Below are 25388 nucleotides of genomic sequence, written 5' to 3' on the forward strand. Positions count from 1 at the left end.
TAGTTACTTTGTCATCAATCCAGCAGCACCACCTTGAAGAGCCAAACTATTTAACTGGGCTCCACTTTCTTGCATTACCACAACACTGCTCTTGGGGCTTCGTTTAAACCGCTCTGGGCGACTATCTTCCTCGATATTTTTAAGCAGCCGTTCATTGTTCAACTCTAAGGCTTCATAGTCTTTTCGCAGTTGGGTTACTTCACCTTCCAATTCCCGAATCCTGTCGTTTTTAACGATATCCGCTTCCTCTACTTTCTGATTCCGCATTTCATCTAACTTCTCATTGGAGCTTTGAGTTAACAATTTGTAGGCATTTTTTGACTTGCTAAGACTCAATTCCAGAGAAGTTACTTGCCCTTGTAATTTATGATTTTCAGCACCAATATTTCTATTCTCTAAGCGAGCAGCGTTCAGTTTCTTCTTTGCGTCCAGCAAGGATTTCAAACGCGCACCTTGCAATTCCACGTACCATTCGCGCACGCCTTGCAATCGCTGCTCCGCAACGGCAAAGAAGTTGAATTTGGAAAGAAATAGTAATTCCTCTGGAAGTTCCTCTTTGCCAGAAACAATATCTTTTTTCAGGAATCTTTTAAATTTTGCAGCCATCATTAATCCTTAATATTAGTATCTATTAATCAGGTCTATACCAGTTGATACCACAGAAGAAATGAAAGTGTCAATGAAACAACCGCCCTAGCGGCACAGGTAACACTAGCCAGCTATTTGAAGAGTAACGGCTGATCCTAAATGCAGTGACTGCATTGCGCCTAACTCATCATTTTCGCACCTCTATGCCACAAAACATAAGTACAAATGGGCACTGGAACCGCCAATTTAGCTGATACACAATGGCTATACATTTTTAATTAGGAGAAAACATGCCAACTATCTGCAAATGGGGAAATTCACTGGGTCTTCGGTTATCGAAGTCTGTCTCAGAAGAAGCTGGATTAAAGTCCGGCACCTACGTTGGAGTGCGCCTTCTTGATAACGGTTGTATCTTGATCACGCCGCTAAACAAGACTGTCAAAGTGGACGATGAACAGTCGCTCGAAGTAATACCACAGCCAATCGGAAAATGGTGACACTGGCGACATATCCATCTGTTTCAAAATGTCCCAGACACACCACGATTAGAGAAGGCACTTAATCATGCCCTTCCTTTTCACACTCGTTAGAACCTCAACCTTCTGTACACGATCCACTTTAATAACGTCTTTTCACGTGTTTTGAGGTGCGCATAGGTCTAGATCAAAACTAAACACGTCTGGCACCAGTCAAAATCCGATCTACGTCTCGTGAAAAATTCAATGAAGCCCTACTATCACTTGGCGTCTTTGGCACCGTCAGTACGGGACGGCCAATGGGGTGCCTTATTCGTCCATGTTTAGCGCCCCAGTAAAAGAACCACCCTTGGCGAATCAGTTTTTGCACGATAACGTTTATTTCCTTGTTAGCACTGTATTTCATGCGAGTACCTCTTCGCTTATCCGCTCATAACGACCAATAAATTTTTCGGTCGAAAATGTAAGCTGGGAAAATGCTGCCTCAATACCCTTAGATAAGATCGGTTCACTGTAAAAATAACCTGATCCGTTTCGGCTTTGCTTATTTTGAAAAAACCTCCCATAAGGATCGACCATAATGTACGACTCAGTCATGTCACTATTATCTTCAATGCACATCACGTTCTTTACGGCCAGATGACGATCAACAAAGCTATTGAATTCAACGTCCGAAACTGCCAAGTCATTGTTTAGCACCGGAAGCATCCGTAAGACTTTCCATCGCTCTGGTTGTAAAGTCTGGATAAGACAGGACATATCCTCGCTGGCATTCAAACTATTCACGACCGTGTTCACCTTTAATCGCATTTGGGGGTTAATTTGCCTACCCTTTACCAAAATTTCCTCAACACTCTGGGCTCTGAGCAACAGTCCCTTCTTATCGATACGTCCTATATCTCGGTTGGTTTGGTTATTGCTAGAATCAAGGCTTATACCCAATAGCGAAATGTCAGGCGCTATTGCCTCAATCAAAGGCTTAGTTAACCTACTTCCGTTTGTGATAATAGAAACATTCATTCCAAGATCACGAGCAACTCGAATAACTCGCAAGACTTTTTGTTCATACAGCAATGGCTCTCCGCCAGCGATATTCAATCTAACACTAGCCCACTGAAGACGACTTTGAAGTAAATTTGCCTTGTTTTTAGCGCAAAAGAAGCCATATAGAATTTCAATCAGTTTTTGTGATCGAGTCTCATCATGAATAATTTCACCTCGAATGTCAGATTTATTCCAGTGCGCATAGCAATAACGGCATGAGTAGTTGCATGCTTCTGTCACATGCCAGTTGATGACTAGTTCATTGATTTGTCGCGGCTCGTACATATTGGTTTTCCTTGAAATTAAAAACCCTAATGTACAAATTTCCATTAATAGAAAAAATGAAGCTTCCTTTCTACCCCTTCTTTAATGCATTACAGCCAAAACATTGAAGGGGTAGCAAACAAGCTTCAGTGACTTCGATTGTTGCGAATAGGATTATTCGCTCTCTATCATTCTTTATAGGTATTACAAAATGGCGACAATCCCCTCAACTGAGCAACTACTTCTAGAAGTTCATCAATGCCTAGGCCTGAGCGCACCAACGAAAAAAAAAGAACTAATAGGCTTTGAACGACCACTCGAAACGCATCAAAGAATCATTTCTGAACTTATAAGTGAAATATTCACAGCGTTAAATATCGATGAGCAGGCAAAGAATGATGCGTCCATTAACCTATGCCACTTACTAGGCATTAATAATTCTATTGAGCGTTCAGTTTGGACTCATGAAGCAAGCATGCAGCAAATAGTCTGGAATATGGCAGCATATTTATATGCGCCTTACCTCGGCCGCACCGTTGCATTTTGGAGCCTATGTCAAACTATGGATGAGGGAATGCCTGGCGGAAAATTTTGGTATCTACCAAACGTCATCGAGAGAAATGATAAAAAAGAATTACGCCTGCCTGTTCCTCAAGTTCTTGATTGGCTATTGGATCTATCAGGACAGACCATCAGTGAACTTGCTCAAAGATTGGCTGGCAAAATAAATGCGGCAGGAAAATCAATCAGTGTTGGTGTCGAACTTGAATCTATTGAAAAAATCCTCTCAAATTGGGATAAAGGTGATATGCCACGTGTAGGCAACATCAATCTATATTTTTCCAATATAGCAGCACTTGATTTCAGAGGTGCATTTAAACTTGATACGGCATCAACTAAAGAAGAACAGTTTCAATCTACGCTCCAATTTATTAAACGTAAAAACCTTTCAGCTTCTCTGTTGCGTGAGCAAATCCCAATGTCACAACCCAACCGCATTGAAAACATTCTAAATGGTGTCGCGGATGAGGATGAGAAACATGACTTCGTGGAATTGATCGCTACCCGCTATGCCGTTCCCACACCACAAACGATACACCAAAGATTCCTTGTGGCGCGTGCAGTTCAGGATGGATATTTCCGCTTAGGTAAATTCTTACTTGAAAGTGACTTTGATAAGACCTGTGCAGATTTTTCCAAAAATAAAGTTCTACAGTTATTTGAGTTATTCAAACTGAGTTACAACCTTACAGTAGACGCACATAAACAAAGCTCTGATTGGCAGATTCAAGACGCATATTTCGAAAGTAAAATTCCCCCTTGGGATAAACTCGGGGTTTTCCTTTCTGTCGTACCATCATTAAGACCCGACGTAATCAATATCTTGGCAGATCGGTTGAATCATCTGTTCCCCAACGAATATCAAGGAAAGCCACTCGTTGACCATATTGGACATGATATCGAATCAGCGAAATTAATTGTTACTCGTAATTTGGTCACACTAAAAGCAGAACAACAAGAATCTAACATCGTGAAGGAATGCTCACAAAAACTGCGGACTCATTCACCTTGGCGCACATTACAAAATGTTCACAGCTTTTGGGTTGCTAATGAGCTGGCTCAAGATGATCAACATAGCTTCAAAATTCGTCAAATGGCGGCAAACCGTATGCGAGAGTTAGCCCAAACTCCCAGTGAAAAAATGGGTGCTATTTTCATCGAGCTTAGTCATCTTTTGAATAACGATGATCGCAAATACCGAGATAAAGACGCAAAGAAAAAAGTTGAATCACTACTGATAGAGGCGAAAGAAAATCCAGCATTAAACGCATGGCTCGCTGGCATTTTGCAATATGAAGCAAAGCACCATCTAGCCTTCAATGATTTTGATAACGCGCGTCGTCTTTTCAAGGATGCACTCGAAGCTTGTAAGGACAATGGATTTGGATCACTACGAGGAGAAATTGCGCGTGACGGTTTTGCACTAGTGGTTGAACAACCACCCACAAAATTCGACCTCAACAATTATGAATACTATTTCAGAAATGTTTTGGCATATGGTGAACTAGAAGGTGAGGAAGAAAATAAAACATTCGAGGATACGGCTTGCGCTATGTCCACTTATTTTTGGGAAACACTTTATCGCCCTTATCCGAGTGAAACTAGCGTAGCACCATTATCGAAGGAATTGGGTGAAACATTTATCAAAGGGGCGATGCCATTTGTTTTTGAAGGGAATTTTGACGGCTTACTCAACTGGTTCAAAAATAATTCAAAACTGAAGGATAAGAAGTTTAGAGAGGTTCGAGGCAATACTGCACTAATGAGCTGGTTGAAAATGTTCTATGAGCTTGAGAAAAAATTGCCTGCTTTAGACCATTTTTTGTCTGCCGATAAAACACCAGAAGATACAAAGCTTGCAGTTAATTGGCGAAAAGCGATATGCCTTATGATTGGAGCCTGGCCTAAATTGGTGAACATGCCCGACTTCAAGTTGCAAACCCCCGCCATACTGGCAGCTAACCATGGTGATATCGTTGTTGTGAATGCTCTACTCAAGGAAAATGCCAATTTGAGGCAGCAAGATTTCAAGGGAAGGACAGCTTTACACGCAGCAATCGCGTCAAATTCGCTTGAATGTGTTGAGGCCATACTAAATCACGATGCAGAGGTCGCGAATATATACGCAGATAAAAATCAATCCGCACTGCATACTGCCGTTAAATTTGGACAACCGAAGATCGTCGAGACGCTAATCTCATGCGCACCTCATTTACACAGCCATACGGATACATATGGCAAATCTGCGCTTGAAATTGCGACGTATTTCGCTATTCCAAGCAATTGGCAGGAACATCATAAATTCATGAGTCGTGAGCGCAGGACAATTGCAACGCTCGATGATTTTCAAAAAGTATCTTCATTTTTATCGACACATTAACAACGCTGAAGTTACATATTTTTGAGCTAAAAAAGCAATCACACCATTATTGTTAGCCGCCGCTGACTATCGATAATGGTGGCTTTTCGATAGTTGATCGCCACCATATAAATGAATTCGATTATAGTTTTTCCCGAACGATGGTTTGAGAATAATTGTAACGATGATTCGATTCCTCCTCGTGCCACCAAGAACATATCTCGCAAAACGCTCGCTCATGCGCGTGGGGGTTGTCGCTTCTAAAATTTCCCCCTCGGCTCCGCTAGTTTTTCGGCGCTTACCCAATTACTAATCATTCCAATTGAAGGTTGTACTTCTTATCATCATTCCCATTTTCGATCCCAACCGAGGCGAGACGATCAACACTTCATACGGCCTGTCTATTAATAAAATGAACGTTTAGCAACGTATCGCTAGACACAATTAGAATTATTCTGTAGCTTGTAAGAATTAGAACACAAGCTAATTTCATGCCAAAATATTTTGATGGGGAAGTAAAACTTCCATTTGAGATCGTTCGTTTGATGTCATCAGAAGTTACAGTTGCCGCGCTCGACTCTGTGTTTTCCACGAGAGATAGCGCGACCATTTCAGTCGTTTTTGCGGGATTTGAGGTTGGATGCCTTGGATACGCTATCAATGTACGGAAACAATCGATGGCGTTTGAAATCGTCAATATCGCAGGCGAAACGGAGCTTATCGTAACAAGTACGGAGCGCCTCGTCGATATAATCGAACATATTTCTGGCACTCGTTACGTTGATGACGTCCAAGATGTTTTTCACGGTTCAAGGAACAATATTGGCTCATCAATGACATATTCTTACTAAAGCTCGGCGGCCTCTTCAAGCCAATGCGCCGCCCTGAGGTTAGCCTGAATTCGATCATATTCGGAATCTGGCTTTTTCCCTTGGTCTATCACAGTCCAATGGCCTCCTCGGTTGGCAAAAAGTTTCCAGTCAAGCTTTACACCAAGCCATAGAAGCGCAGCTTTTGGCCGAAACATACCAGAGGGAGTCGTTCGCAACCATTGATCTGGTCTGGGCCCTGCAAGTAATAGGAAATTAACGCCGCTCGGAAGTTCGACATCTCCTAAAATTTTGCATTCCAGAGGGTATTCCGTGCCCACATCTGCTTCAACTTGATCACATCCCTCAAGCAAGCAAATATCCAAGAAAGTTTCTCGCAGTCCCAACACAAGCACCTGCTGCTTAAATTTCGTATATAACTCATCCTCCTCTTTCATTTCCATGTAGTGCGGCACCGACTGAGGCATTTCTGACGGAAGCTGAATTCTCATCAGCTTTCCCATGTTTCCCTCTTCCGCTTTGTATCCCGCCCCTGAGCCATTGATGATTGGGGTCGCAACATCGATTCCCTTAGTACGCCCACCTTGATTCAGGAGCCAACCATAGTCTCGAATTTTCGCCAGTAGCCAAGCGTCAAAGACACCAACAAGATGAATATGTGGATAAGTTATACTTGTACCTTCGTGAACCCCGACCTGCCATCCCCAATTAATTATCACAATAAAATCTTTACGGTATCTAATTAATTGTAAGGGAGTCGCCAAATTTGCAGATTTCTCCTCAGCCGCAGTGTGCAACGCTTTAACTTCGAGTCCTAATTCATTGTCCCGCTGACGATTTCTGATTATCAAATCTGGAAATACATTCCACAATACGGCAGCCACCGAATAACCCGCAGCATCCTCGTTGAGAATATTATTCATTTCATAGGCTACGGAGTATTCGAGCAACGTCGAAACGCGCGTCCTAGTATCGGTTAGGTGTCGCGGGTCTCTCGGAGGTCTCTCACTTGTCTTTCTTGCCGTTAAGGTTTTGGAAACTCCAGCATTAACACGTTCAACTGCACTTTCAAGCAGCTTTAGGACGAACTGTCTCGACGTCAACCCATTAATTTCCTGCAAGGAATACTGAAAGATTTCTGACATTTTTTAACCCTTCGTTACAAAAGCATTAGCAACACTGTTAATAGCTTGAAGCTCCAAATGTGCTGCGGTTGTTTCCAATTGTCGAGCTTCATTGCGTGTTCGCTCATAATGGCTCTTCGCGTTAGAAAACGCATCTAGAATCTCAATTTGTCGATTCTTTGGCGGCAGCGGAATCTTTATATGCAGAATATCTTTAAGCGTGATTCGAGGACGTCCAATTCCAGCAATAAGATGAATGATTTGCCCGAAAACAAAATCGGAACGCAGTAATATCGATAATAACAAAGGGTCAATAATCGCCGCATTTCCATTTTCACGGACAGTCAATACAATACATTCCGCCGAAGTGTATCCCGAGGTGTGCCAATCAACATAGGTAACCTTCCGGAGACCGGGGCGCATTTTTGCGAATAAGATATCCCCACGACAGTATCTTTTTACAGCACTCGACAACGAATTTGCAGGCGTTCTCACTTGATGCGCAAACCCAACATAGGACTCGATATGCGCAAGCCCAGTATAAGGGATAATCTGGTCAGCCAGATCGACTGATGGAACATAGCTCTCGTTGCGAACGCCGCAAATGTCTCCTAGCTGAACCAAAGGAAACTCGCATCGAGCCACTGCTGCTTCAGCCGCCACACGAGCAGGGTGATGGAAGCGAAAATCCAATCGATTTTCTGCTCGAACAACCGAAAGATTATTGCCGGATGAATTAGCCACGAATAAATTCTCAGTCTGACGCTCTAATACTCCGGTACGCTCGAATTGCCTCCAAACGGCGAGAATTTCGGGAAGGTCGTTGTTTAGAGAAGGCATTCCAGCTTCGTCGTATGTGAGATCTGGCTCGCCATTTGCCTTACGACCAACGTTTTCAGCTCGCGCATAAAACGTCAAATAATTTGTGCTTGGGGCGTGCCGTTTGCGGAGCAGGAGTATCGAGGTATTTACGTTTGCATAGGGCATAAATGCCGTCTCGGGCAGGCTTATCACCGCGCAAAGCTCTGCCTGAGTCAGGATTACGTCACGGACATCAGATGCTGACGGCAAGGACAATACACCCTCGTCGATTACGATGGCGAGCCAACCACCCTCCCTTAAAAGTGCAAGGCTGCGTTCGAGGAACAAAATACCTCTGCGGCGACTTGTTTTTCCCCTGCCAAGAATGAAAGCGTCCAATTCCTCTTTATCAGAAAAATCACTACCAAATGGGGGATTTGTCAGAACAACATCAAATTGCTCGATGAACTGTCGTCCAGCTGAACCTAGTGTCCCACCATTCGCCAAACACAAAGTTTGGAATGTTGGCGCATTATGAACAAAAAGATTTATACCAGAGACCCACGCAAGTCGTTCGTCGATCTCCAATCCTATCAGCTTGACGTTATCCCTCTGTCGCTTCGCCACCTCAACAAGAAAACCACCAGTGCCACATGCGGGATCGGCGATAACACCAGAAAGATGCCCCTCCACCAAGCCCACCATGAATTCGACAACGCTTTGCGGAGTAAAAAACTGCTGGTGATCGCCTTTATCAAAGGTGTTTCGTATCATTTCTTCATACGCATAACCTTTGACATCTCTGGAACCAGCTGCGAGCGAAATTTCATTAAGAGCAGAGCCTAACGAATCTAACGCCGAATCACTTACACGGAGCTCACGAAATTTCTCTGGAAATAGATTGCTATTCACATCGGTTGACGTACAAAAGGCCTTCCGAATTTTCGTCGCGTAATCACTTTGAGACTCATTTGATTTTCGATCAAACAGCGTTGAATCGTGACGTGCTTGATCGACAAGAAGTTTCAGAAACAATAGTTTTGTAACCTCGTCAAAACGCTCAACAATGCTACTGTTTGCATCCGTGTCACGTAGAATTTTGTGCAATTTCACCAAGAGTTTACGGATTCCCTTTTCCGTTTCATCCTTTGAATTTACCTCACCAGTAGTAATCTGATCTTCCGAAGTAGCACTTTCGAATAACATCTGCTGGTCAATCGTCAGCGGGTTTAAATCTTGAACGTCTTTCAATAAGTACATCCGATAGTTATTTGTAGAGTTTCGTACGGGCTTTAGCTTCCCCGATTTATCCCAGTTTCTCAATGTTTCCTTTGTGACACCAAGCAGGCTTGCTGCTTCCGTGAGAGAAATATACGCTGCCATAATTTTCTAATTTCCAATGCTTTATAATGTTTCAAGGTTACAAGAAAACACCTTTCGGTGCAAGCTTTTGAATTTCTTTCTGTAGACGTCCAAATCGTTACGATCGGTAGGTTTATGAAACGACACCATAACTTTTCTGAGTACTATGAACGTTGTCGCCCACGCCGCAGAAAAAATAAAATTCGATCATGATAGAAAATAAAATCATAATAGACTCGGTATTTTCCGTTTCGCAACTGGCCGAATATACCGAGCAAGAGTGACGTCTGATTTATGACCAGTCTGCTCTCGAATTTGATACGGCTGTAATCCGACTGTAGCCGCTTCAGTACAATAACCAGCGCGCAAACTATGCCCAGCCACTTTGCTGGCTGCGTCGTCGCCACTCACTTTACGGACGGCCGCTTTCACAATCAGGGCAACAGATTGAGGAGTCAACGCTTTTGTATTCACTTTTGTGTCATGCCGACTGACAGCTCTAAACAATGCGCCCTCGTTGATCTTCGCTAGTTCAAGCCAGTTTTTAAGCGCTTTCACTGGACACGTTTTGCCCTTAGCGGTCGGAATAAAAACTGTTCGCCCAACGCCCTCCTGATCAGTCTTTGAGCGCCGAATCATTATTTCTAATCCAGTGTCATAAGTGGTGACATCTTCAATCTGCAATGCCACCAATTCAGAACGACGGAATGCACCAGCAAAGCCGATCAAAAGCAATGCCTTATCACGTGCTGCTTTCAGAGGGCTCTGTTGGTCTACCATTACCATAATTTCTAGCAGATCGTCTTTTACCAATGCAGTAACGCGGCGTTGTGCTGTCCCGAAGGTGCGCCTTATTCCCTGCATCGTTCTTTTCACAGACTTATCCATTACTGGCGATACGATGCCAATGTCAGTATGGGCGCGGTGAATGGCGATTAGCCGATGCTGTAAAGTTGCCACCGCCAATGAATCGGCAAATTTAGCAATGTATTCAGCAACCATACCTGGCGTTGCTGGTATTGTGCCGCCATGCTGTTTGAAATGCCGTAGGTCAGCGCTGTACGTGCGTTGTGTGGCTTTTGATTGAGCCGCTGCTGTGTAGCTTTCAACTAGTGATGATGGTGGCGCAGGAATCGATTTAACTAATTTAATGCGCGGCGCCTTATTAGGTTCGATCAATTGTATTATTTTTGCTGTTTTGGTAGCCATTTTAAGTATTCACAATAGTGTATTTTCGATAGCTGACACGACGAAAAAAAAGCAACGAAAATTCTCGCCGCTTCTTTTGTTCTTAGTCAGTTCATGGTTTGGCATTTGGGAAGCACTCAACAGTGCCAGGGACATAATCAACAATCGACCTTCGGCAGGCTGCTGCGATACAGTGAATAACAGCAGCTAATTCACCCAACTCTCCTATCAGCCACCCAATGGCTTCTGCTGCGTCACCAGATATTTCACGAGTTTCTATCTCTGGCGCGGAATTGGCCAATAGTATGCCGATAGCGGATATGCCGAGATTGACAGTACGCATTGCGACATCACCGTTATTTGCGATCTGCAAAAGTAACGTTGGATTTGCGGCAAGGTAATCAATCTCAAATTCAGCAGTCACCGTCAAATGTGGCAGTTGCAAAAGCAAATCGCGTATCGGTCGCATGGCCTGCATTGTCGCGATGGCGTTACCGCTCTTTTGTGATGATCGTTTGGCGCACATATCAGTATTCCTCGGGAAACAGGAAAGTAGTAGCACTGCGATCCGCTTCCGTGATCACCCAAAATCGTCTGTTAGCTGCAACATACGCCGACAATATGCGAAGCCCGTTCTCTACGGCAAAATCATTTGCAATTGCGTCTTCAGGCGATACATCACCCCAATCGCTTTGCAAATGACGCTGAATTAGATACGGCTCGATTTCAATATTGTTTTCGCTAAAATGCGCCATGACTGCTGGAGTTGCCACGACTGTGCCACAAGAAAATAGCGACACTTTTTTCTGAGCGCCGTGCACATCAATCGCTGACATATTTGAATTGGTGTTGGTATCTTTTTTCATCATTTTTATCTCAGTAAAGGTAGGTATCCCAAGCAAGAAGACGACAAAATTCACTGATAGCATTCTGGCTTTCAGCGAAACATTACAGGACGTCTTTAGGGAAGTAGAAAGGGAACAGCGTTTGCCAAATCAGAGACGCAAATAGTGAAGCCAAGCTAGAAAGGCTTGATGAGAATACTTGCGTTGGTATGGGTTAGCGTTGGCTGCTGCGACGCATTGCACGCCACAGCAATATGTTAACATGGGGCACAAATCAATTTCATTGAAAATAACTTTGTGAAAACGCGACTCACGTCCATTATTTGAGGGTTCATTTATTGCACTTGCCTGTCAAAACTGCGATTTCTTTAAGCCTCGAAAACATCTCAATACACAGATTTCACCTACTTTCAACCTGCAAATATGCATCACTTTTTTAAGTCATTTTTACAAACCATGTTAGGTAGCTTCCGCCGAATTTCGAGAGCAACAAAGAATGAAATGTGAGTTGAAGATTTACACAGTGAATCTTGGATCATGGCTGATGCCATCAGCAAACGACGTGGATTCAACATTGATTTTTCTGACCCCGATGACGCCAGCCTTATCATCCGTGCGATAAATGTTGAACAAGTGAAAAGAGGCGACTGACAGATATGTAATTCCGTTCGCCTAGCTTTGCATGATGCAAAGACTAGTTTATATCACCGACGATTTCTAGATGCTGCGATAGTCAGAGATATATCGCTTGCGGAAAGAGAGAAAAGACCACTCGCTTTGATTATGTTAGACCTTGATCACTTCAAGAATGTAAACGATCAATTTGGACATGGCGCGGGTGATGAAGCTCTCAAAGCGCTTGCTGATATTTTGAAAAAGACGTCTCGTGACAGTGACTTAATTTGCCGCTATGGTGTTGAAGAGTTTATCGCAATTATTCCAAACATGTCAGCTTCGCAAGCAGTTGATAGAGCCGAAGTTTGGCGAAAGCAATTGGAAAAAAATACGGTAAATTGCGATGAAAATGCGATTAAAATCACACTATCTGCGGGCATAGCTTTTTATCCAGATCATGGAAAAAATGCCGAAGAGCTAGTTTTATGTGCTGATGGAATGCGCTATAAATCTAAACGATCTGGGCGCAATCAAGTGACTATTGCTTAAACATACTGTCATTAAATAATTTGAGAAGTGCTAATTGCCAAGAGTTTAGAAACAGCAGTTAATCAAATTTATTTCGTATTGAAAAAGCTTAACTTACAAAGGTCATCAGGATTTGTTTCCAATAATGATGATTCCTGCACCGAGCAAGGCAACGGCTGCCCCAAGGTAATCATTCCAGCTTGGCTTAATCCCGTCTACAACAGAAAGCCATGCAATGGCTGTGGCAATGTATACGGCACCATAGGTTGCGTATACTCGGCCACTCGCTGCTGGATGCAAAGTCAATAACCAAACAAACACGGCTAAGCTCGCCGCCGCCGGGAGCAATAGCCAAGTTGTACCTTTGCCAGTGAGCCACAACATCGGCAAATAGCAACCAATGAGTTCGGCAATGGCCGTTGCGACAAATAAAGCGAAAGATTTTCCGATGTCATTTAACTCCATTAACGACCTCGCTTTAATTCAGTAACGGAAAAAGAATCAGGATTTGTCGCTAGTTGGATGCTGTCCTCAGGTCGTCTCTGCGGTATGACAGGCGCCTGTAAAGTTTCGATGATGGAGCAGTCTTTTGTTTGACCCTCTACGCAGCCAGTATTACAGGCACAGACATAAGCATTTAGCGTTTTTTCTAATTCGCGCATTTCAACTATTTTTTTTCGTACTTCATCAAGATGACGCTGTGCCAGATCTCGTACTTCGACGCAAGCGCGCTCACCATCCTCTAAAAGCTGACCCAATTGACGCACCTGCTCAATCGGAAAACCAAAATCGCGGCAGCGTTTAATAAAGAGCAGTCGTTGAATGTCTTCATGACGATAAAAACGATGCCCATTCGACGCACGCTCAGATTGCGGCAAAAGACCTATTTCTTCATAGTATCGAATGGTCGGCACAGTACACTTAGTCTGCTGGGATAAGTGCCCGATTGTCAGTATAGGTTTGTTCATCATCCTAAAAATAAGGCTTGCATCTCAAGTGACTTTAGCATGTACCTTGCAACTTCGGTAAAACAATTTCATTTTTAAAGGAGATGGATATGGAAGTAATGAAGAGCAAGTCATGGCGTACTGCCTTAGGTGCTGCGGCGGTAATTATTGCGGGGTGTGGTTTGTGCTGCCTGCCACTAATAGCGCCATTACTTGCATCACTTGGCGTATCTATCGGGTTAGCAGCATATCTTGATGAACTGTCGATATGGCACTTCATCCCAATCACAGGTATAGGTATTGGGGTATTCGTCATGATAAGAAAACGATTTGTGCAACAAAAATGCAAAAGAGACTGCAAGTGCGAAAGCCAGTGCAATACGTCTTAAGAGCCGTTTTCACTAAACTGTTAATGGCAGCCTTCCCCATGACTGCCCAGTTTTTTTATTGGCATACCTTCTGTCGTAGCCAAGTTATGCAAAATGCCGCAGTCTTTGCCTGCGTTGGAATTATGGCAAAGACTACGTAATTGCATCAGTTGCTTTTGTAACTCAGTCAATTCATGAATGCGATGTGCTACATGATCAATATGTTTATCTAAAATTTGATTCACTTCCGTGCAGGTCTCCTGAGGTGCATCCTTAAAAAGTAAAAGCTGACGGATTTCATGCAAGGTCATATCCAATGATCGACAGTGGCGGATAAATAAAAGTCGTTCAGCATGGCTTTCACCATACAAACGATAATTTCCTTGCGAGCGTATGGCTGGGGGAAGTAAGCCTTCTTTCTCATAAAAACGAATGGTTTCTACCTGACAACCAGATCGTTTTGCAAGTTCGCCAATTTTTAATTCCATTTGGTTCATCCTCATCGCAAAATAATGCTTGACCCTATACCTACTACAGGGTTTTTAATAGCACTATACGCCTTAAGGAGCTTTTATGTCATCGACAACTGAGCAAACATCCATCTGTACCAGCAATCAACACGACTGTGCTTGTGGAGATACGCCGCTGATCACTGCAACGTCACCGGAGTCAACCGCTGCCGTCGGTGCGTCATCGGTGGTATATCGAATTGAGAACATGGATTGCCCCACGGAAGAAACCTTGATTCGTCAGAAACTGACTTCTGTTGAAGGTATTACGCAACTGAAATTTAATCTGTTAGAGCGAAAACTCACAATCGAACATCGACTAGCCGATGAAAAACCGATTCAGCGGGCTTTACAGGAAATCGGTATGCAAGCCGAGCTGGTCGACACTGCGACGCAAGCCCAACAACACCGAAGCACATCCCCTACGAGCAGTAAATCATGGTGGCTGATTGGTTTGGGAGTTGCCAGCGCAATTGCGGCAGAAGTGATTGCCTGGGTGAGTGGCAACGAATCAAGTTGGGCTGTGATTGCGCTATCCTTATTTGCCATTCTCATTAGTGGCGTTGGCACCTATAAAAAAGGATGGATCGCGCTCGCCAATCTCAATTTAAACATTAATGCCCTGATGGCAATTGCTGTTACAGGTGCTGTGATCATCGGACAATGGCCAGAGGCGGCAATGGTGATGGCTTTATTTAGTCTGTCAGAAATGATCGAAGCCTTATCCTTAGATCGTGCACGCAATGCTATTCGGGGATTAATGGCAATGGCGCCCGAACAAGCGACGGTAAAGCAGGCTGATGGTACTTGGCTCACCGTAGGAACCGACCAAGTTCAAATTGGCGAGATTCTACGGGTCGCGCCCGGAGAACGCGTTCCACTCGACGGCGTATTGACTGAGGGTGCATCTGCGATTGATCAGGCTCCCATTACAGGAGAAAGTATACCGGTCGCAAAAAATATTGGGGATCAGGTATTTGCTGGGACGATCAATCAAAGCGGCTCCTTTCTCTATCGCGTCTCTTCTTTAAAATCAGATTCAATGTTGGCACGCATTATTGTGCGTATTGAAGAAGCGCAGGCTAGTCGCGCGCCGACACAACGTTTTGTGGATCAATTCGCCAAAATTTACACACCTGTGGTCTTCTTGTTAGCGTTGGCAGTCATGATTGTGCCGCCTGTCTTTTTCGGATTATTGTGGTCGGTGTGGGTCTATAAAGCCTTGGTACTTCTCGTGATTGCTTGCCCTTGTGCACTCGTGGTGTCAACACCAGTGACCGTAGTGAGTGGACTGGCCGCAGCAGCTAAAGCGGGCATCTTGATTAAAGGTGGGGTTTATCTGGAAGACGGTCGAAATTTAAAAGTGCTTGCATTGGATAAGACCGGCACCATTACGCTGGGTAAGCCTAGTGTCACCGATATCACGCCACTTCAAGGGGATACCAACACACATTTAGGGCTTGCGGCAAGTTTGGCCAACCGTTCAGACCATCCTGTCTCCGGTGCCATTTGTCGTTATTGGAAAACGCAATTTCCTACAGTTTCTCTCACTGAAGTATCTCAGTTTGAAGCTTTGATGGGACGTGGTGTAAAAGCACGCGTGGATGATCAGTGGTTTTATTTAGGCAATCATCGACTGGTTGAAGAATTAGGTATCTGTAACACGAGCCTGGAAGCGACTTTACGTACCTTTGAAGGTGATGGAAAAACTGTGGTCATTCTCTGTAATGAAACAGCGCCACTTCTGATGGTTGCCGTAGCCGATACAGTTCGAGAAACTAGCCGACAAGCCATTGCCGAACTACATGCGATGGGCGTGCGTACCGTGATGCTCACTGGCGACAATACACTCACCGCTAAGGCGATTGCCAAACTGGTCGGTATTGACGACGCCCGTGGTGACTTGTTACCGGAGGATAAATTAGCGGCTATTCAGCAAGAGATAACACAATATGGTCACGTCGGGATGGTGGGCGATGGCATTAATGATGCCCCAGCACTGGCCAAAGCCCATATTGGATTTGCAATGGGTGCCGCTGGGACGGATACCGCATTGGAAACGGCCGATGTGGCATTAATGGATGATGATCTGCGTAAGATTCCCCAGTTTATCCAATTGAGTCAACGTACCTCTCGCATTCTGAAACAAAACATTAGTTTAGCACTCGGGATAAAAGTAATTTTCTTAATACTGGCAGTCTTTGGCTCTGCAAGTCTTTGGATGGCGGTATTTGCAGATATGGGGGCAAGCCTGTTAGTCATTTTTAATGGCTTACGCTTGGTCAAACTTACTACTACGTCCAAGACCACCTTAGTTTAACTAGCGCAGATAACAAATTTGTAACCCAATAGAGAAACCGATCATGTATATAATTCGCGTCATGTGTAAAAAATGGATCATCCTGTTAGTCCTTGCGTTGACCTTCCAACTAAGTTGGACGGCGGCAAGTGCTTTCTGTCAGCATGAAACAGATAAATCCACGCAACATTTTGGGCATCATCCTCACCAACATCACACTGCGGATCAAGAGGATCAAAAGAATAAGGCTGGCAATAAGAAACCTGTGTCCCATCCAGATTGTACGACATGTCATCACGGCGCATCAATGACCGCTGATTCACGAGTATCTCCATTTGATGATCTAGGACGTCAAGATTCCCGATCGCTCACACAACTTCAACCTCCCATGCCGTTTTTGGCAGAGCCAGAACGTCCCAAGTGGATACGCGTCGTTTAATCCGGTGCCAATTCACTGTCTTCTTCATTATTTTCTTTTGTATTGAGATCCAAGGGTTGACAGCGCACGACCGGATTTTTCCTATTGCTTCATTTTAAGAATAGTTTCAGGAATTATTTCAGGGGAGTTCCATGCAAAAATTGCTTTTGCCGCCCACGTTATCGTGGCTCGCGGCAGTATTACTAACGTCTTCACCCGCATACCTTGTGGCGCAGACATTACCGACTAATACCCACATAAAAGATCAAGCGAGTACGCAAATGCTCGCAGTCAATCTATCCTCCAACAAGTTGCCTGACACCGTTGCCGTTGGTCGCTTGGGCTTACAAGAGACCCTACGTTTGGCTCAACAATACCACCCGGATATCGCTGCTGCCAAACGAGAGATAGCGGCGACCGAGGCAAGCTTACGTCAAGCAGGTTTATTACGTAATCCAGAACTGGTTGCGATGATGGAAGATGCACGAACTGAAAATCGCAATACGACTTGGCAACTCAATCAAGCGATCGAACTTGGTGGCAAAAGGCGTGCCCGCCTATCGGTGGCCGAAAGCGGTTTGAATATCGCTAAAGTCGAGTTCGCCATAATGTTGAACGAGATTCGGGCCACCGTTACAACACGCTTTAATGAGGTACTGATTGCCCAAGAGCGTCAACGATTGGCGCTCACTTCGTTGGAGCTAACACAGCGCGCTTACAGTGCAGCTAAAAAACAAGTCACCGTGGGCAAAGTGGCGCCCTTAGAAGAGAGTAAGGCACGGGTGGCGCAGTCCAGCGCACAGCTTGAGTTAGCGAAATCCGAGAGTGAATTAGTGATTGCACGCCAACGATTGCACTCTATGATCGGCAATAACGCGACTTCATCCATTGAATTGGTAGGACGTTTTGATGCTTTACCTGTGGTGCCTGATAGCTTGGATGTAGAAAAGCAGCTGATGCAATCACCACAGATCATCAAAGCAAAAATAGAGGTGGAAAAACGCGCTGCAATGGCCGATGTAGAGCGCAGTAAACAAATTCCAGATATCACCTTAAGTCTTGGTGCCAAACGGGAACAACTGACCGGACGACAGCAGCCTATGATCGGTGTCTCTATCCCGATTAGCCTGTTTGATCGTAATCAGGGCAACGTGCAGGAAACCATTAGCCGTCTGGATAAAGCGAAAGACGAACTGCAATCGACACAGATTCGGGTGCGCAATGAATTGATGCAAGCTCAGCAGCGACTCCGATTTGCGGTCGACGAAGCACAGCTAAGTAAAGCAGACGTTCTCCCTAATGCCCAAAATGCCTTTGACCTTGCGCTCAAGGGCTTTGAATTTGGCAAATTCGGTTTCTTAGACGTACTCGATGCGCAGCGCTCTCTCTTGGCTGCAACAGCACAATATTTACGTAGTTGTGGCGATGCCCATCTTGCCGCGGCGGATATTCAAAGACTGCTGAATGATCAAGCGTTTGAATTCTATCCAGCGACTGACTCATTTTAGGAATAATCATGAAATTTTTATCTCAACTGACACAATCATCGCCAATCAAATATCGGAATCAGGCAATTGCAGTCGGCATCGTTCTCGTCGTTGGCGTTATCTTGGCGATAGCCATCTTATTTACAAATAAATCTGGGACTAAAGCCGAAGAACATGATGAAGCCGGTCATGCAAATGAGCATGCGGAACATGCAAAAGAAAGAAGTGAGGAACCAGCCACTGATCAGAAGGGGCCGCATGGAGGACGTTTATTGAAACAAGGAACTTATGCCTTAGAGGTCGCTATTTTTGAAGTGGATTCGGCACCAGTCTTTCGTCTCTATCCCTATCAAAACGGAAAAGCCTTGCCGCCTAAAAGCAGCGAAGTGACTGTCTTGGTTCAGCGTTTGGGTCAGGAAGTCCAAACCTACCTATTAAAAGCCGAACAAGATTACCTGACTAGCACTAAAGAATTGGAAGAGCCGCATTCTTTTGAAGTGAAGATTAAGGCAATATTTGACCAAAAGACCTATGATTTTCAGTATGAACAGATTGAAGGCCGAGTACAAATGAGTGAGCAGCAACGCAAACACAACGGCATAGAGACGCAAGTTGCTGGACCGATGTTATTGCAAAGCACGATGTCGCTATTAGGTGAGATTCGTCTGAATGCTGACAACACGGTACATGTCGTGCCACGCCTGACGGGATTGGTAGAGCGTGTGTTGGTAAATGCGGGAGATAAGGTCAAACAAGGGCAAGTATTAGCCATCATTTCCAGTCAACTCTTAGCGGATCAACGCGGCGAAGTGCTGGCGGCGCAAAAACGGTTTGTGTTAGCGAAAAAAAGTTTTGAGCGAGAGAAGAAACTGTGGGAAGAGAAAATTTCTGCCGAACAGGATTATTTGGCGGCACAAAACGCCTTACAAGAAGCCGAAATCACTCGCCAAAGTGCCGAGCAAAAATTAGCCGCTTTAGGGGCGAACTCTCCTTTAAGTGCGACTGGCGGATCACTTACACGTCTGGAAATTCGATCACCCATTAACGGCACCATCACAGAAAAAAATATCGCGATGGGACAAGTATTGAAAGAAGATGCCACGATCTTTACGGTGACCAATCTGGATACGGTATGGGTTGAGGCAGTGATTCCTGCGAAAGAATTAGGACAAATCAAAGTCGGGCAAAAGGCGACGATCAGCGCAACGGCGTTTGAAGCCAGTACCACTGGAAAAGTGAGCTATGTCGGCTCCGTGGTTGGCGATCAGACCCTAAGTGCGATGGCGCGCTTGGTGGTATCCAACGCCAAAGGTATGTGGTACCCCGGTCTGCCAGTCAATCTGGTTGTGCAATCTGCCGCGGTGAACACACCGGTTGTTGTTGCCAGCGAAGCCATTCAAAGTGTGAATGAAGTCTCCAGTGTATTTATCAAAGTCGGTGATCAATTTGAAGTGCGACCAGTTGAATTAGGGCGGACTAATGGCAAATTTACCGAAGTAATTAAAGGCTTACTGGCGGGTGAAACGTACGTCTCAAAAAATAGTTTTCTGATGAAGGCGGAATTGGGTAAGTCGTCGGTCGGTCATGACGATTAATTCCGATTCAAATGATCTTCTTATGAATCATCTTATGAATCATCTTATGAATCATTCCATTCATTTCAGAAAGTAAAAATTATGTTTGAGAAACTTATTCGCTTTTCCATCGATCACCGATGGATGGTGCTGGCCGTGACCTTGTGTTTCGCTGCGCTAGGTATTGTCAACTATCAACGTCTCCCCATAGATGCAGTACCCGACATTACCAATGTTCAAGTGCAAATTAATACGGTATTACCTGGTTACTCCCCCTTAGAGTCTGAGCAACGCGTGACCTTTCCGATAGAAACCGTGATGGCAGGTTTACCAGCGCTACAGCAAACGCGTTCGCTATCGCGTTACGGCTTGTCGCAGGTAACGGTGGTGTTTAAGGATGGTACCGATATCTATTTCGCGCGCCAATTGGTTAATGAACGTCTACAAGAAGCAAAATCGAAACTGCCTGTCGGTGTTGAACCTTCAATGGGACCAATTTCTACTGGGCTTGGCGAAATTGTGATGTGGACGGTGGAAGCGAAACCCGGAGCCTTGAATGCAGCAGGTGAGCCTTACTCTGCAATTGAGCTTCGGGAAATTCAAGACTGGATCGTTAAGCCGCAACTACGTAACGTTGCCGGTGTCACCGAGATCAATACGATAGGTGGATATAACAAGGAATTCTTGGTTGCTCCCAGACCAGAAAAACTCGTTGCCTACGACGTCACTTGGCAGGAAGTCGCTGCCGCAATCGAAAAAAATAATGCCAATATAGGTGCTGGCTATATTGAGCGACGCGGGGAACAATACTTGGTGCGTGCACCTGGCCAACTCAACTCTATTGCAGATATTAAACAGATCATCGTGAAATCCATCCACGAAACACCGATTCGCATTGAAGATGTCGCAGATGTGGAAATCGGTAAGGAGTTGCGCACAGGAGCCGCTACTGAAAATGGTCGTGAAGTGGTGCTGGGTACCGTATTTATGCTAATGGGCGAGAATAGCCGGAAGGTGTCACTTGCTGTCAGTAAAAAAATCGAAGAGATTAATCATACATTGCCAAAAGGCGTGATTGTTAACACTGTTTATGATCGAACCATATTAGTGGATAAAGCGATTAGTACAGTAAAGAAGAATCTGCTTGAAGGTGCCGTTCTGGTGATCGTAATTCTGTTTCTATTCCTAGGAAACATCCGTGCTGCAATTATTACGGCGATGGTAATTCCACTAGCAATGCTGTTCACGTTCACAGGTATGGTCGGCAACAAGGTCAGTGCAAATCTGATGAGTCTTGGGGCATTAGATTTTGGGATCATCATTGATGGTGCCGTCGTCATTGTGGAAAATTGCGTGCGGCGTTTAGCCCATGCACAGCTTCACCATGGCAGGCTATTAACGCGACATGAACGATTTAACGAAGTGTTTGAAGCAGCAAAGGAATCCCGTAGACCTTTGCTATTCGGTCAGTTAATCATCATGGTGGTGTACTTACCCATATTTGCATTGACGGGCGTCGAAGGAAAAATGTTTCACCCCATGGCATTTACTGTTGTTGCGGCGTTAATTGCGGCGATGGTGCTTTCAGTGACATTTATTCCGGCCGCCGTTGCATTATTTATCGGTAATAGTATCGTTGAAAAAGAACATGGTGTCATGAGTCGCATTCAAAAAAGCTATGAATTAACATTGAATTGGACTCTGCATAGCAAAGCTTTGGTGCTCAGTATTGCAGCCACTACGATCATGTTGAGTGGCTTACTCCTAACTCGCATGGGGAGTGAATTTGTACCTAGCTTGAACGAAGGTGACATCACAATGCATGCGATGCGTATTCCGGGTACTGGCCTCAATCAGGCAGTACAGATGCAGCAGGATCTTGAACGTGTAATTCAAAAATTCCCTGAAGTTGAACGGGTATTTTCTAAAATAGGTACGGCAGAGATCGCAACTGACCCTATGCCGCCAAGTTTGACCGATACTTTTATCATGCTTAAACCAGAAAATGAATGGCCTAAGCCAAAACGAAGTAAGGACGAATTAATTGAGGCGATCCAAGAAGCGGTCGCGAAAGTACCAGGAAATAACTACGAATTTACGCAGCCTATTCAAATGCGCTTTAATGAATTGATTTCAGGCGTCCGTAGTGATGTAGCGGTCAAGGTATTTGGTGACGATATGGATGCCATGAATAAATCCGCTGAAAAAATCTCTCAAGTGCTGGCCAAAATTGATGGTGCGACCGATGTTAAGGTTGAGCAAACAACGGGCTTGCCAATGCTCAATATTCAAATTGACCGGGATAAAATCGCTCGTTTAGGCGTCAACGTCAATGATGTTCAAGCGGTCATCAGCCACGCCATTGGTGGGCTGGCAGTAAGTACGATGTTTCAGGGCGATCGTCGTTTTGATATTGTAGTTCGCCTGCCAGATCACTTGCGCAATGATGTTGACACGATTAAGCGTCTACCGATTCGTCTTCCGAAAGACGGTGCCAGCCCAGATAAAGCGGGTTATCTGCGATTGAGCGATGTGGCGACGGTCAGCATGGGAACGAGTCCTAATCAAATCAGTCGAGAGGAAGGAAAGCGCCGCGTGGTTGTAACCGCAAATGTCCGCGGACGCGATATCGGTTCATTTGTGACTGAAACCCAACAGCGTATGCGTAAAGAAATTAATATGCCTGCTGGTTATTGGATGACCTGGGGCGGAACCTTTGAGCAATTAGAGTCGGCCAGCAATCGCCTGAAAGTCGTTGTGCCAGCTGCATTGGTGCTGGTCTTTATGCTGCTCTTCGCCATGTTTGGCAATATGCGAGATGGTTTATTAGTTTTTACCGGCGTGCCGTTCGCATTAACCGGGGGCATTGTCGCCTTATGGTTACGAGACATTCCTTTATCGATTTCAGCGGGTATCGGTTTTATTGCCTTGTCTGGCGTGGCCGTCTTGAATGGTCTGGTGATGATTGCCTATATTCGTTCACTCATTGATAAGGGCATGGATGTAGATGTCGCAATTAGTGAAGGTGCGGTAACAAGACTGCGCCCTGTATTGATGACGGCTTTAGTCGCTTCTCTAGGTTTTATTCCGATGGCCATCGCCACAGGCACAGGTGCTGAGGTACAACGACCGCTAGCGACGGTCGTCATTGGCGGAATTATTTCATCAACCTTGTTGACCTTACTGGTGTTGCCATTGCTGTACAAGCTCGTGCCTTCTTATTTCACGAAAGAAATCGAAGGCTAATGACATAATCTTGCTCGCCCCTGTATGTCACTTAATGCGTGCGGGGGCACTGTTCTAGCTAGGAGACATTCAACTAATTTCTTGAAGAAATCTCCCAAATCTTTACATTGCAATTGTGGATCTTGTGGTGATTTTGCAATACTGTACCGAAGTAGATTATTCTTACATTGGATATTTTATTAATAATTGGTTTTTAAATTAACCAGCAAATATTGTGTTAATTACTTTCGCTACTTGTTCAAATTAATTAAGTAAATTTATTGTCAACATTAATCAAACGTGTTGCTCAGATCGTAAAGATTAAACAATAGGCACTATCCCGGAACGCAGTAATGCGACCAAAATTCTATTAAAAGTCGACGTTGTTCTAATAAATCCGTTAGGTGATACGCTGCTTCAACTTTTCCACCTTTCGCAGGCGGCATCGACACGCTCACCATTCTTGGTAATGATTTTCTCTGAACCAGCCTTCACCTGTTCAGCCAACTCAGAAAGGTTGGCACGTGCCAGCGAAAACGGCACTACATCGCTTGCAGAGATTCCCATGAATAATCATCAAAGCACAAAATGTGCAAAACTTTATACAATTACATGCCGATGGTTAGGTGTGAAGGGGAGTTTTATCACCAAACTGATGTGGTGACCCTTGCGATGCACTGGAGTGTTGGCAACAATTCTCGCGTTTACTAGAGGCAGAGAAATCGTTGCCAGACATTTTAAGATCGAAGTTTTATTGATTCCGTAACGCTGCAAATAATTCTGCATAAAGCATTCGGATGTTCTGACTTGTAATACTATAGGACTTGCCATCAATCTTGGCAGCCGTGGGCACAAGCAGTGGAATCTTTGGGTCACCACCCGCTATACGTCGCGATTCAGGAAACACTTGTACAGTTCGCACTGCATTTTTCACCTCAAATCCTTCTTTTGAAAATAAACCACTCGGTAAGTAACGGATTTGCACTCCGGCGCTCATGGATTCACAGATCAAACCAAGAAACTCAGTAGAATTATTCCATTCAACCATTAAATACGCAGATCGCCATGCGGTAGGCAGATTAGCGCGAGCGTAGTTCACATCACAGGTTTTGCGAAACAGTTGGGCTTGAAGTTTTTTAATTTTTTCAACAGCAATCTGCAACTGCGGATGGAAATTTTGATCAAAACCGATGTGCAAAACGGGAGCGATCAACTGTTTATGCATGGCCTCAAGTTCTGCCAGAGCAGATGGCGTAATGTCTGGGCGTAACGCGACCAAATCGACTCGCTTGGAAAATACTGGAATAGCGGAATAAAACCGTGTCAAGGCGTCAACGTTTGCCTTAACTATATTTGCTGCCTCTTGTTTAATAGCGCCACTCGCCAGACAGGCATCAGAATATATGGCTAATTTTTTTATACTTGCTTCATCTAACCAGCCAATTTTCCTACTCCCACCAGCATCGTTGCACTCCCATTTTTTTTCACGGAAAGGTACTCCTTCGAATAAATACAACAGTATTTCAGTCGGTCTTCCACCACTTTGGCTGACAGGAATATCAATGCCTTGCTCTTTCGCAATCGCCACTATTTGCAGTGTTCGTGAACGCGTTTCGGCTGCGCGTAAATTTTCATCACGTCTTTGCAAGTAACTATCCCGCATGTCAGTAAGGCGTTTTGCTTCATTGCGCTCAGCCTTTCTCACGGATTCAGGATAATTACTTATAGCCATACATTCCTCATTTTTGACGAGCAGGGCGTCAAAATATTCGGATTTCCAATCCCTTACTTTTACACCAAACAATAACTTGTCAGGGTCTTTCTCCAATTGGGTTAGCAAATCCAATCTTACAGGACAAGAAAGTTGGAGGTCTGCGTGAGCGCTGAGAGACGATAGCGCTATACTCAAACCCGCAACAATTCGAAGGGCTAATAGTTTCATTTTTATTTCCTCTTGACGATTTGTCGGTGATCAT

General features: G+C 44.6%; 20 protein-coding genes and 1 pseudogene. 9 read left to right on the forward strand and 12 right to left on the reverse strand.

Annotated elements, in window-relative coordinates:
* Positions 1 to 3 precede the first annotated feature (3 nt).
* Both IE103_RS09645 and IE103_RS09650 read right to left on the reverse strand, forming a co-directional pair.
* Positions 4 to 609, reverse strand: a complete 606-nt coding sequence (locus tag IE103_RS09645) for a hypothetical protein (protein ID WP_189345924.1) — start codon at positions 607 to 609, stop codon at positions 4 to 6.
* Positions 610 to 1466: 857 nt separating this feature from the next.
* Complete coding sequence (locus IE103_RS09650) at positions 1467 to 2393, reverse strand: viperin family antiviral radical SAM protein (RefSeq protein WP_189345925.1); 927 nt, start codon at positions 2391 to 2393, stop codon at positions 1467 to 1469.
* Between the two features lie 190 nt (positions 2394 to 2583).
* Here IE103_RS09650 and IE103_RS09655 point away from each other — a divergent pair, with 190 nt between their 5' ends.
* Together IE103_RS09655 and IE103_RS09660 are read left to right on the forward strand one after the other, a co-directional pair.
* Positions 2584 to 5313: an ankyrin repeat domain-containing protein gene (locus IE103_RS09655; protein ID WP_189345926.1), complete on the forward strand. Its 2730-nt coding sequence runs from the start codon at positions 2584 to 2586 to the stop codon at positions 5311 to 5313.
* A gap of 470 nt (positions 5314 to 5783) precedes the next feature.
* The gene (locus tag IE103_RS09660) at positions 5784 to 6143 is read left to right on the forward strand and encodes a hypothetical protein (RefSeq protein WP_189345927.1); all 360 of its coding nucleotides are present in this window, start codon (positions 5784 to 5786) and stop codon (positions 6141 to 6143) included.
* Here IE103_RS09660 and IE103_RS09665 read toward each other — a convergent pair.
* The 5 genes from IE103_RS09665 to IE103_RS09685 all read right to left on the reverse strand — a co-directional run bounded on the left by IE103_RS09665 (position 6140) and on the right by IE103_RS09685 (position 11466).
* Positions 6140 to 7045: a hypothetical protein gene (locus IE103_RS09665; RefSeq protein ID WP_189345928.1), complete on the reverse strand. Its 906-nt coding sequence runs from the start codon at positions 7043 to 7045 to the stop codon at positions 6140 to 6142. The genes IE103_RS09660 and IE103_RS09665 overlap by 4 nt on opposite strands.
* A 225-nt stretch (positions 7046 to 7270) precedes the next feature.
* Positions 7271 to 9430, reverse strand: coding sequence for an N-6 DNA methylase (locus IE103_RS09670; protein WP_189345929.1), 2160 nt, complete (start codon positions 9428 to 9430; stop codon positions 7271 to 7273).
* A 204-nt stretch (positions 9431 to 9634) separates the two neighbouring features.
* A complete protein-coding gene (locus IE103_RS09675; protein ID WP_229827204.1) occupies positions 9635 to 10618 on the reverse strand; it encodes a site-specific integrase in 984 nt (327 codons plus the stop codon).
* A gap of 91 nt (positions 10619 to 10709) precedes the next feature.
* The gene (locus IE103_RS09680) at positions 10710 to 11123 is read right to left on the reverse strand and encodes a hypothetical protein (protein WP_186890622.1); all 414 of its coding nucleotides are present in this window, start codon (positions 11121 to 11123) and stop codon (positions 10710 to 10712) included.
* 1 nt (position 11124) lies between these two features.
* On the reverse strand, positions 11125 to 11466 hold the full coding sequence (locus IE103_RS09685; protein WP_229827205.1) for a hypothetical protein: 342 nt from the start codon (positions 11464 to 11466) through the stop codon (positions 11125 to 11127).
* 654 nt (positions 11467 to 12120) lie between these two features.
* Between IE103_RS09685 and IE103_RS09690 the strand changes: the two genes are divergently transcribed.
* Positions 12121 to 12606: a GGDEF domain-containing protein gene (locus IE103_RS09690; RefSeq protein WP_186890621.1), complete on the forward strand. Its 486-nt coding sequence runs from the start codon at positions 12121 to 12123 to the stop codon at positions 12604 to 12606.
* A 105-nt stretch (positions 12607 to 12711) separates the two neighbouring features.
* On the opposite strand, the gene IE103_RS09695 is transcribed toward IE103_RS09690, so the two are convergent.
* Complete coding sequence (locus tag IE103_RS09695) at positions 12712 to 13050, reverse strand: YnfA family protein (protein ID WP_222613357.1); 339 nt, start codon at positions 13048 to 13050, stop codon at positions 12712 to 12714.
* Positions 13050 to 13556 (reverse strand): MerR family transcriptional regulator, encoded by a 507-nt coding sequence (locus IE103_RS09700; RefSeq protein WP_308426980.1) that lies wholly within the window; start codon positions 13554 to 13556, stop codon positions 13050 to 13052. Before IE103_RS09700 ends, IE103_RS09695 begins: the two co-directional genes overlap by 1 nt.
* A gap of 86 nt (positions 13557 to 13642) precedes the next feature.
* On the opposite strand from IE103_RS09700, the gene IE103_RS09705 reads away from it, so the two are divergent.
* Positions 13643 to 13921: a hypothetical protein gene (locus IE103_RS09705; protein WP_186890619.1), complete on the forward strand. Its 279-nt coding sequence runs from the start codon at positions 13643 to 13645 to the stop codon at positions 13919 to 13921.
* A 20-nt stretch (positions 13922 to 13941) separates the two neighbouring features.
* Here the strand turns inward: IE103_RS09705 and cadR are convergent, their stop codons facing one another.
* Complete coding sequence (gene cadR, locus IE103_RS09710) at positions 13942 to 14397, reverse strand: Cd(II)/Pb(II)-responsive transcriptional regulator (RefSeq protein ID WP_186890618.1); 456 nt, start codon at positions 14395 to 14397, stop codon at positions 13942 to 13944.
* Positions 14398 to 14473: 76 nt separating this feature from the next.
* On the opposite strand from cadR, the gene IE103_RS09715 reads away from it, so the two are divergent.
* From IE103_RS09715 to IE103_RS09735, 5 genes are all read left to right on the forward strand, one after another.
* Complete coding sequence (locus IE103_RS09715; RefSeq protein WP_186890617.1) at positions 14474 to 16729, forward strand: heavy metal translocating P-type ATPase; 2256 nt, start codon at positions 14474 to 14476, stop codon at positions 16727 to 16729.
* A gap of 43 nt (positions 16730 to 16772) precedes the next feature.
* A complete protein-coding gene (locus tag IE103_RS09720) occupies positions 16773 to 17147 on the forward strand; it encodes a hypothetical protein (RefSeq protein WP_186890616.1) in 375 nt (124 codons plus the stop codon).
* A gap of 131 nt (positions 17148 to 17278) precedes the next feature.
* Complete coding sequence (locus IE103_RS09725) at positions 17279 to 18634, forward strand: TolC family protein (RefSeq protein ID WP_186890615.1); 1356 nt, start codon at positions 17279 to 17281, stop codon at positions 18632 to 18634.
* Between the two features lie 8 nt (positions 18635 to 18642).
* The gene (locus IE103_RS09730; RefSeq protein WP_186890614.1) at positions 18643 to 20208 is read left to right on the forward strand and encodes an efflux RND transporter periplasmic adaptor subunit; all 1566 of its coding nucleotides are present in this window, start codon (positions 18643 to 18645) and stop codon (positions 20206 to 20208) included.
* Positions 20209 to 20289: 81 nt separating this feature from the next.
* Positions 20290 to 23433, forward strand: a complete 3144-nt coding sequence (locus IE103_RS09735) for an efflux RND transporter permease subunit (RefSeq protein ID WP_189345931.1) — start codon at positions 20290 to 20292, stop codon at positions 23431 to 23433.
* A gap of 432 nt (positions 23434 to 23865) precedes the next feature.
* Here IE103_RS09735 and IE103_RS09740 read toward each other — a convergent pair.
* Together IE103_RS09740 and IE103_RS09745 are read right to left on the reverse strand one after the other, a co-directional pair.
* Positions 23866 to 23979, reverse strand: a pseudogene (locus IE103_RS09740) (prevent-host-death protein); the annotation flags it as partial.
* Positions 23980 to 24163: 184 nt separating this feature from the next.
* Positions 24164 to 25354, reverse strand: coding sequence for a hypothetical protein (locus IE103_RS09745; RefSeq protein ID WP_186890611.1), 1191 nt, complete (start codon positions 25352 to 25354; stop codon positions 24164 to 24166).
* Positions 25355 to 25388: the final 34 nt, after the last annotated feature.

Source organism: Affinundibacterium macrobrachii, assembly GCF_014652415.1.
GTDB classification, from domain to species: domain Bacteria; phylum Pseudomonadota; class Gammaproteobacteria; order Burkholderiales; family Burkholderiaceae_D; genus Undibacterium; species Undibacterium macrobrachii.

Coding starts and splice junctions, on each gene's coding strand:
- IE103_RS09685 (WP_229827205.1), bottom strand. CDS start 11,466: ATGATGAAAAAAGATACCAACACCAATTCAAATATGTCAGCGATTGAT.
- IE103_RS09695 (WP_222613357.1), bottom strand. CDS start 13,050: ATGGAGTTAAATGACATCGGAAAATCTTTCGCTTTATTTGTCGCAACG.
- IE103_RS09745 (WP_186890611.1), bottom strand. CDS start 25,354: ATGAAACTATTAGCCCTTCGAATTGTTGCGGGTTTGAGTATAGCGCTA.
- cadR (WP_186890618.1), bottom strand. CDS start 14,397: ATGAACCAAATGGAATTAAAAATTGGCGAACTTGCAAAACGATCTGGT.
- IE103_RS09665 (WP_189345928.1), bottom strand. CDS start 7,045: ATGAATAATATTCTCAACGAGGATGCTGCGGGTTATTCGGTGGCTGCC.
- IE103_RS09730 (WP_186890614.1), top strand. CDS start 18,643: ATGAAATTTTTATCTCAACTGACACAATCATCGCCAATCAAATATCGG.
- IE103_RS09645 (WP_189345924.1), bottom strand. CDS start 609: ATGATGGCTGCAAAATTTAAAAGATTCCTGAAAAAAGATATTGTTTCT.
- IE103_RS09705 (WP_186890619.1), top strand. CDS start 13,643: ATGGAAGTAATGAAGAGCAAGTCATGGCGTACTGCCTTAGGTGCTGCG.
- IE103_RS09680 (WP_186890622.1), bottom strand. CDS start 11,123: ATGTGCGCCAAACGATCATCACAAAAGAGCGGTAACGCCATCGCGACA.
- IE103_RS09735 (WP_189345931.1), top strand. CDS start 20,290: ATGTTTGAGAAACTTATTCGCTTTTCCATCGATCACCGATGGATGGTG.
- IE103_RS09660 (WP_189345927.1), top strand. CDS start 5,784: ATGCCAAAATATTTTGATGGGGAAGTAAAACTTCCATTTGAGATCGTT.
- IE103_RS09700 (WP_308426980.1), bottom strand. CDS start 13,556: ATGATGAACAAACCTATACTGACAATCGGGCACTTATCCCAGCAGACT.
- IE103_RS09650 (WP_189345925.1), bottom strand. CDS start 2,393: ATGTACGAGCCGCGACAAATCAATGAACTAGTCATCAACTGGCATGTG.
- IE103_RS09670 (WP_189345929.1), bottom strand. CDS start 9,430: ATGGCAGCGTATATTTCTCTCACGGAAGCAGCAAGCCTGCTTGGTGTC.
- IE103_RS09655 (WP_189345926.1), top strand. CDS start 2,584: ATGGCGACAATCCCCTCAACTGAGCAACTACTTCTAGAAGTTCATCAA.
- IE103_RS09725 (WP_186890615.1), top strand. CDS start 17,279: ATGCAAAAATTGCTTTTGCCGCCCACGTTATCGTGGCTCGCGGCAGTA.
- IE103_RS09720 (WP_186890616.1), top strand. CDS start 16,773: ATGTATATAATTCGCGTCATGTGTAAAAAATGGATCATCCTGTTAGTC.
- IE103_RS09675 (WP_229827204.1), bottom strand. CDS start 10,618: ATGGCTACCAAAACAGCAAAAATAATACAATTGATCGAACCTAATAAG.
- IE103_RS09715 (WP_186890617.1), top strand. CDS start 14,474: ATGTCATCGACAACTGAGCAAACATCCATCTGTACCAGCAATCAACAC.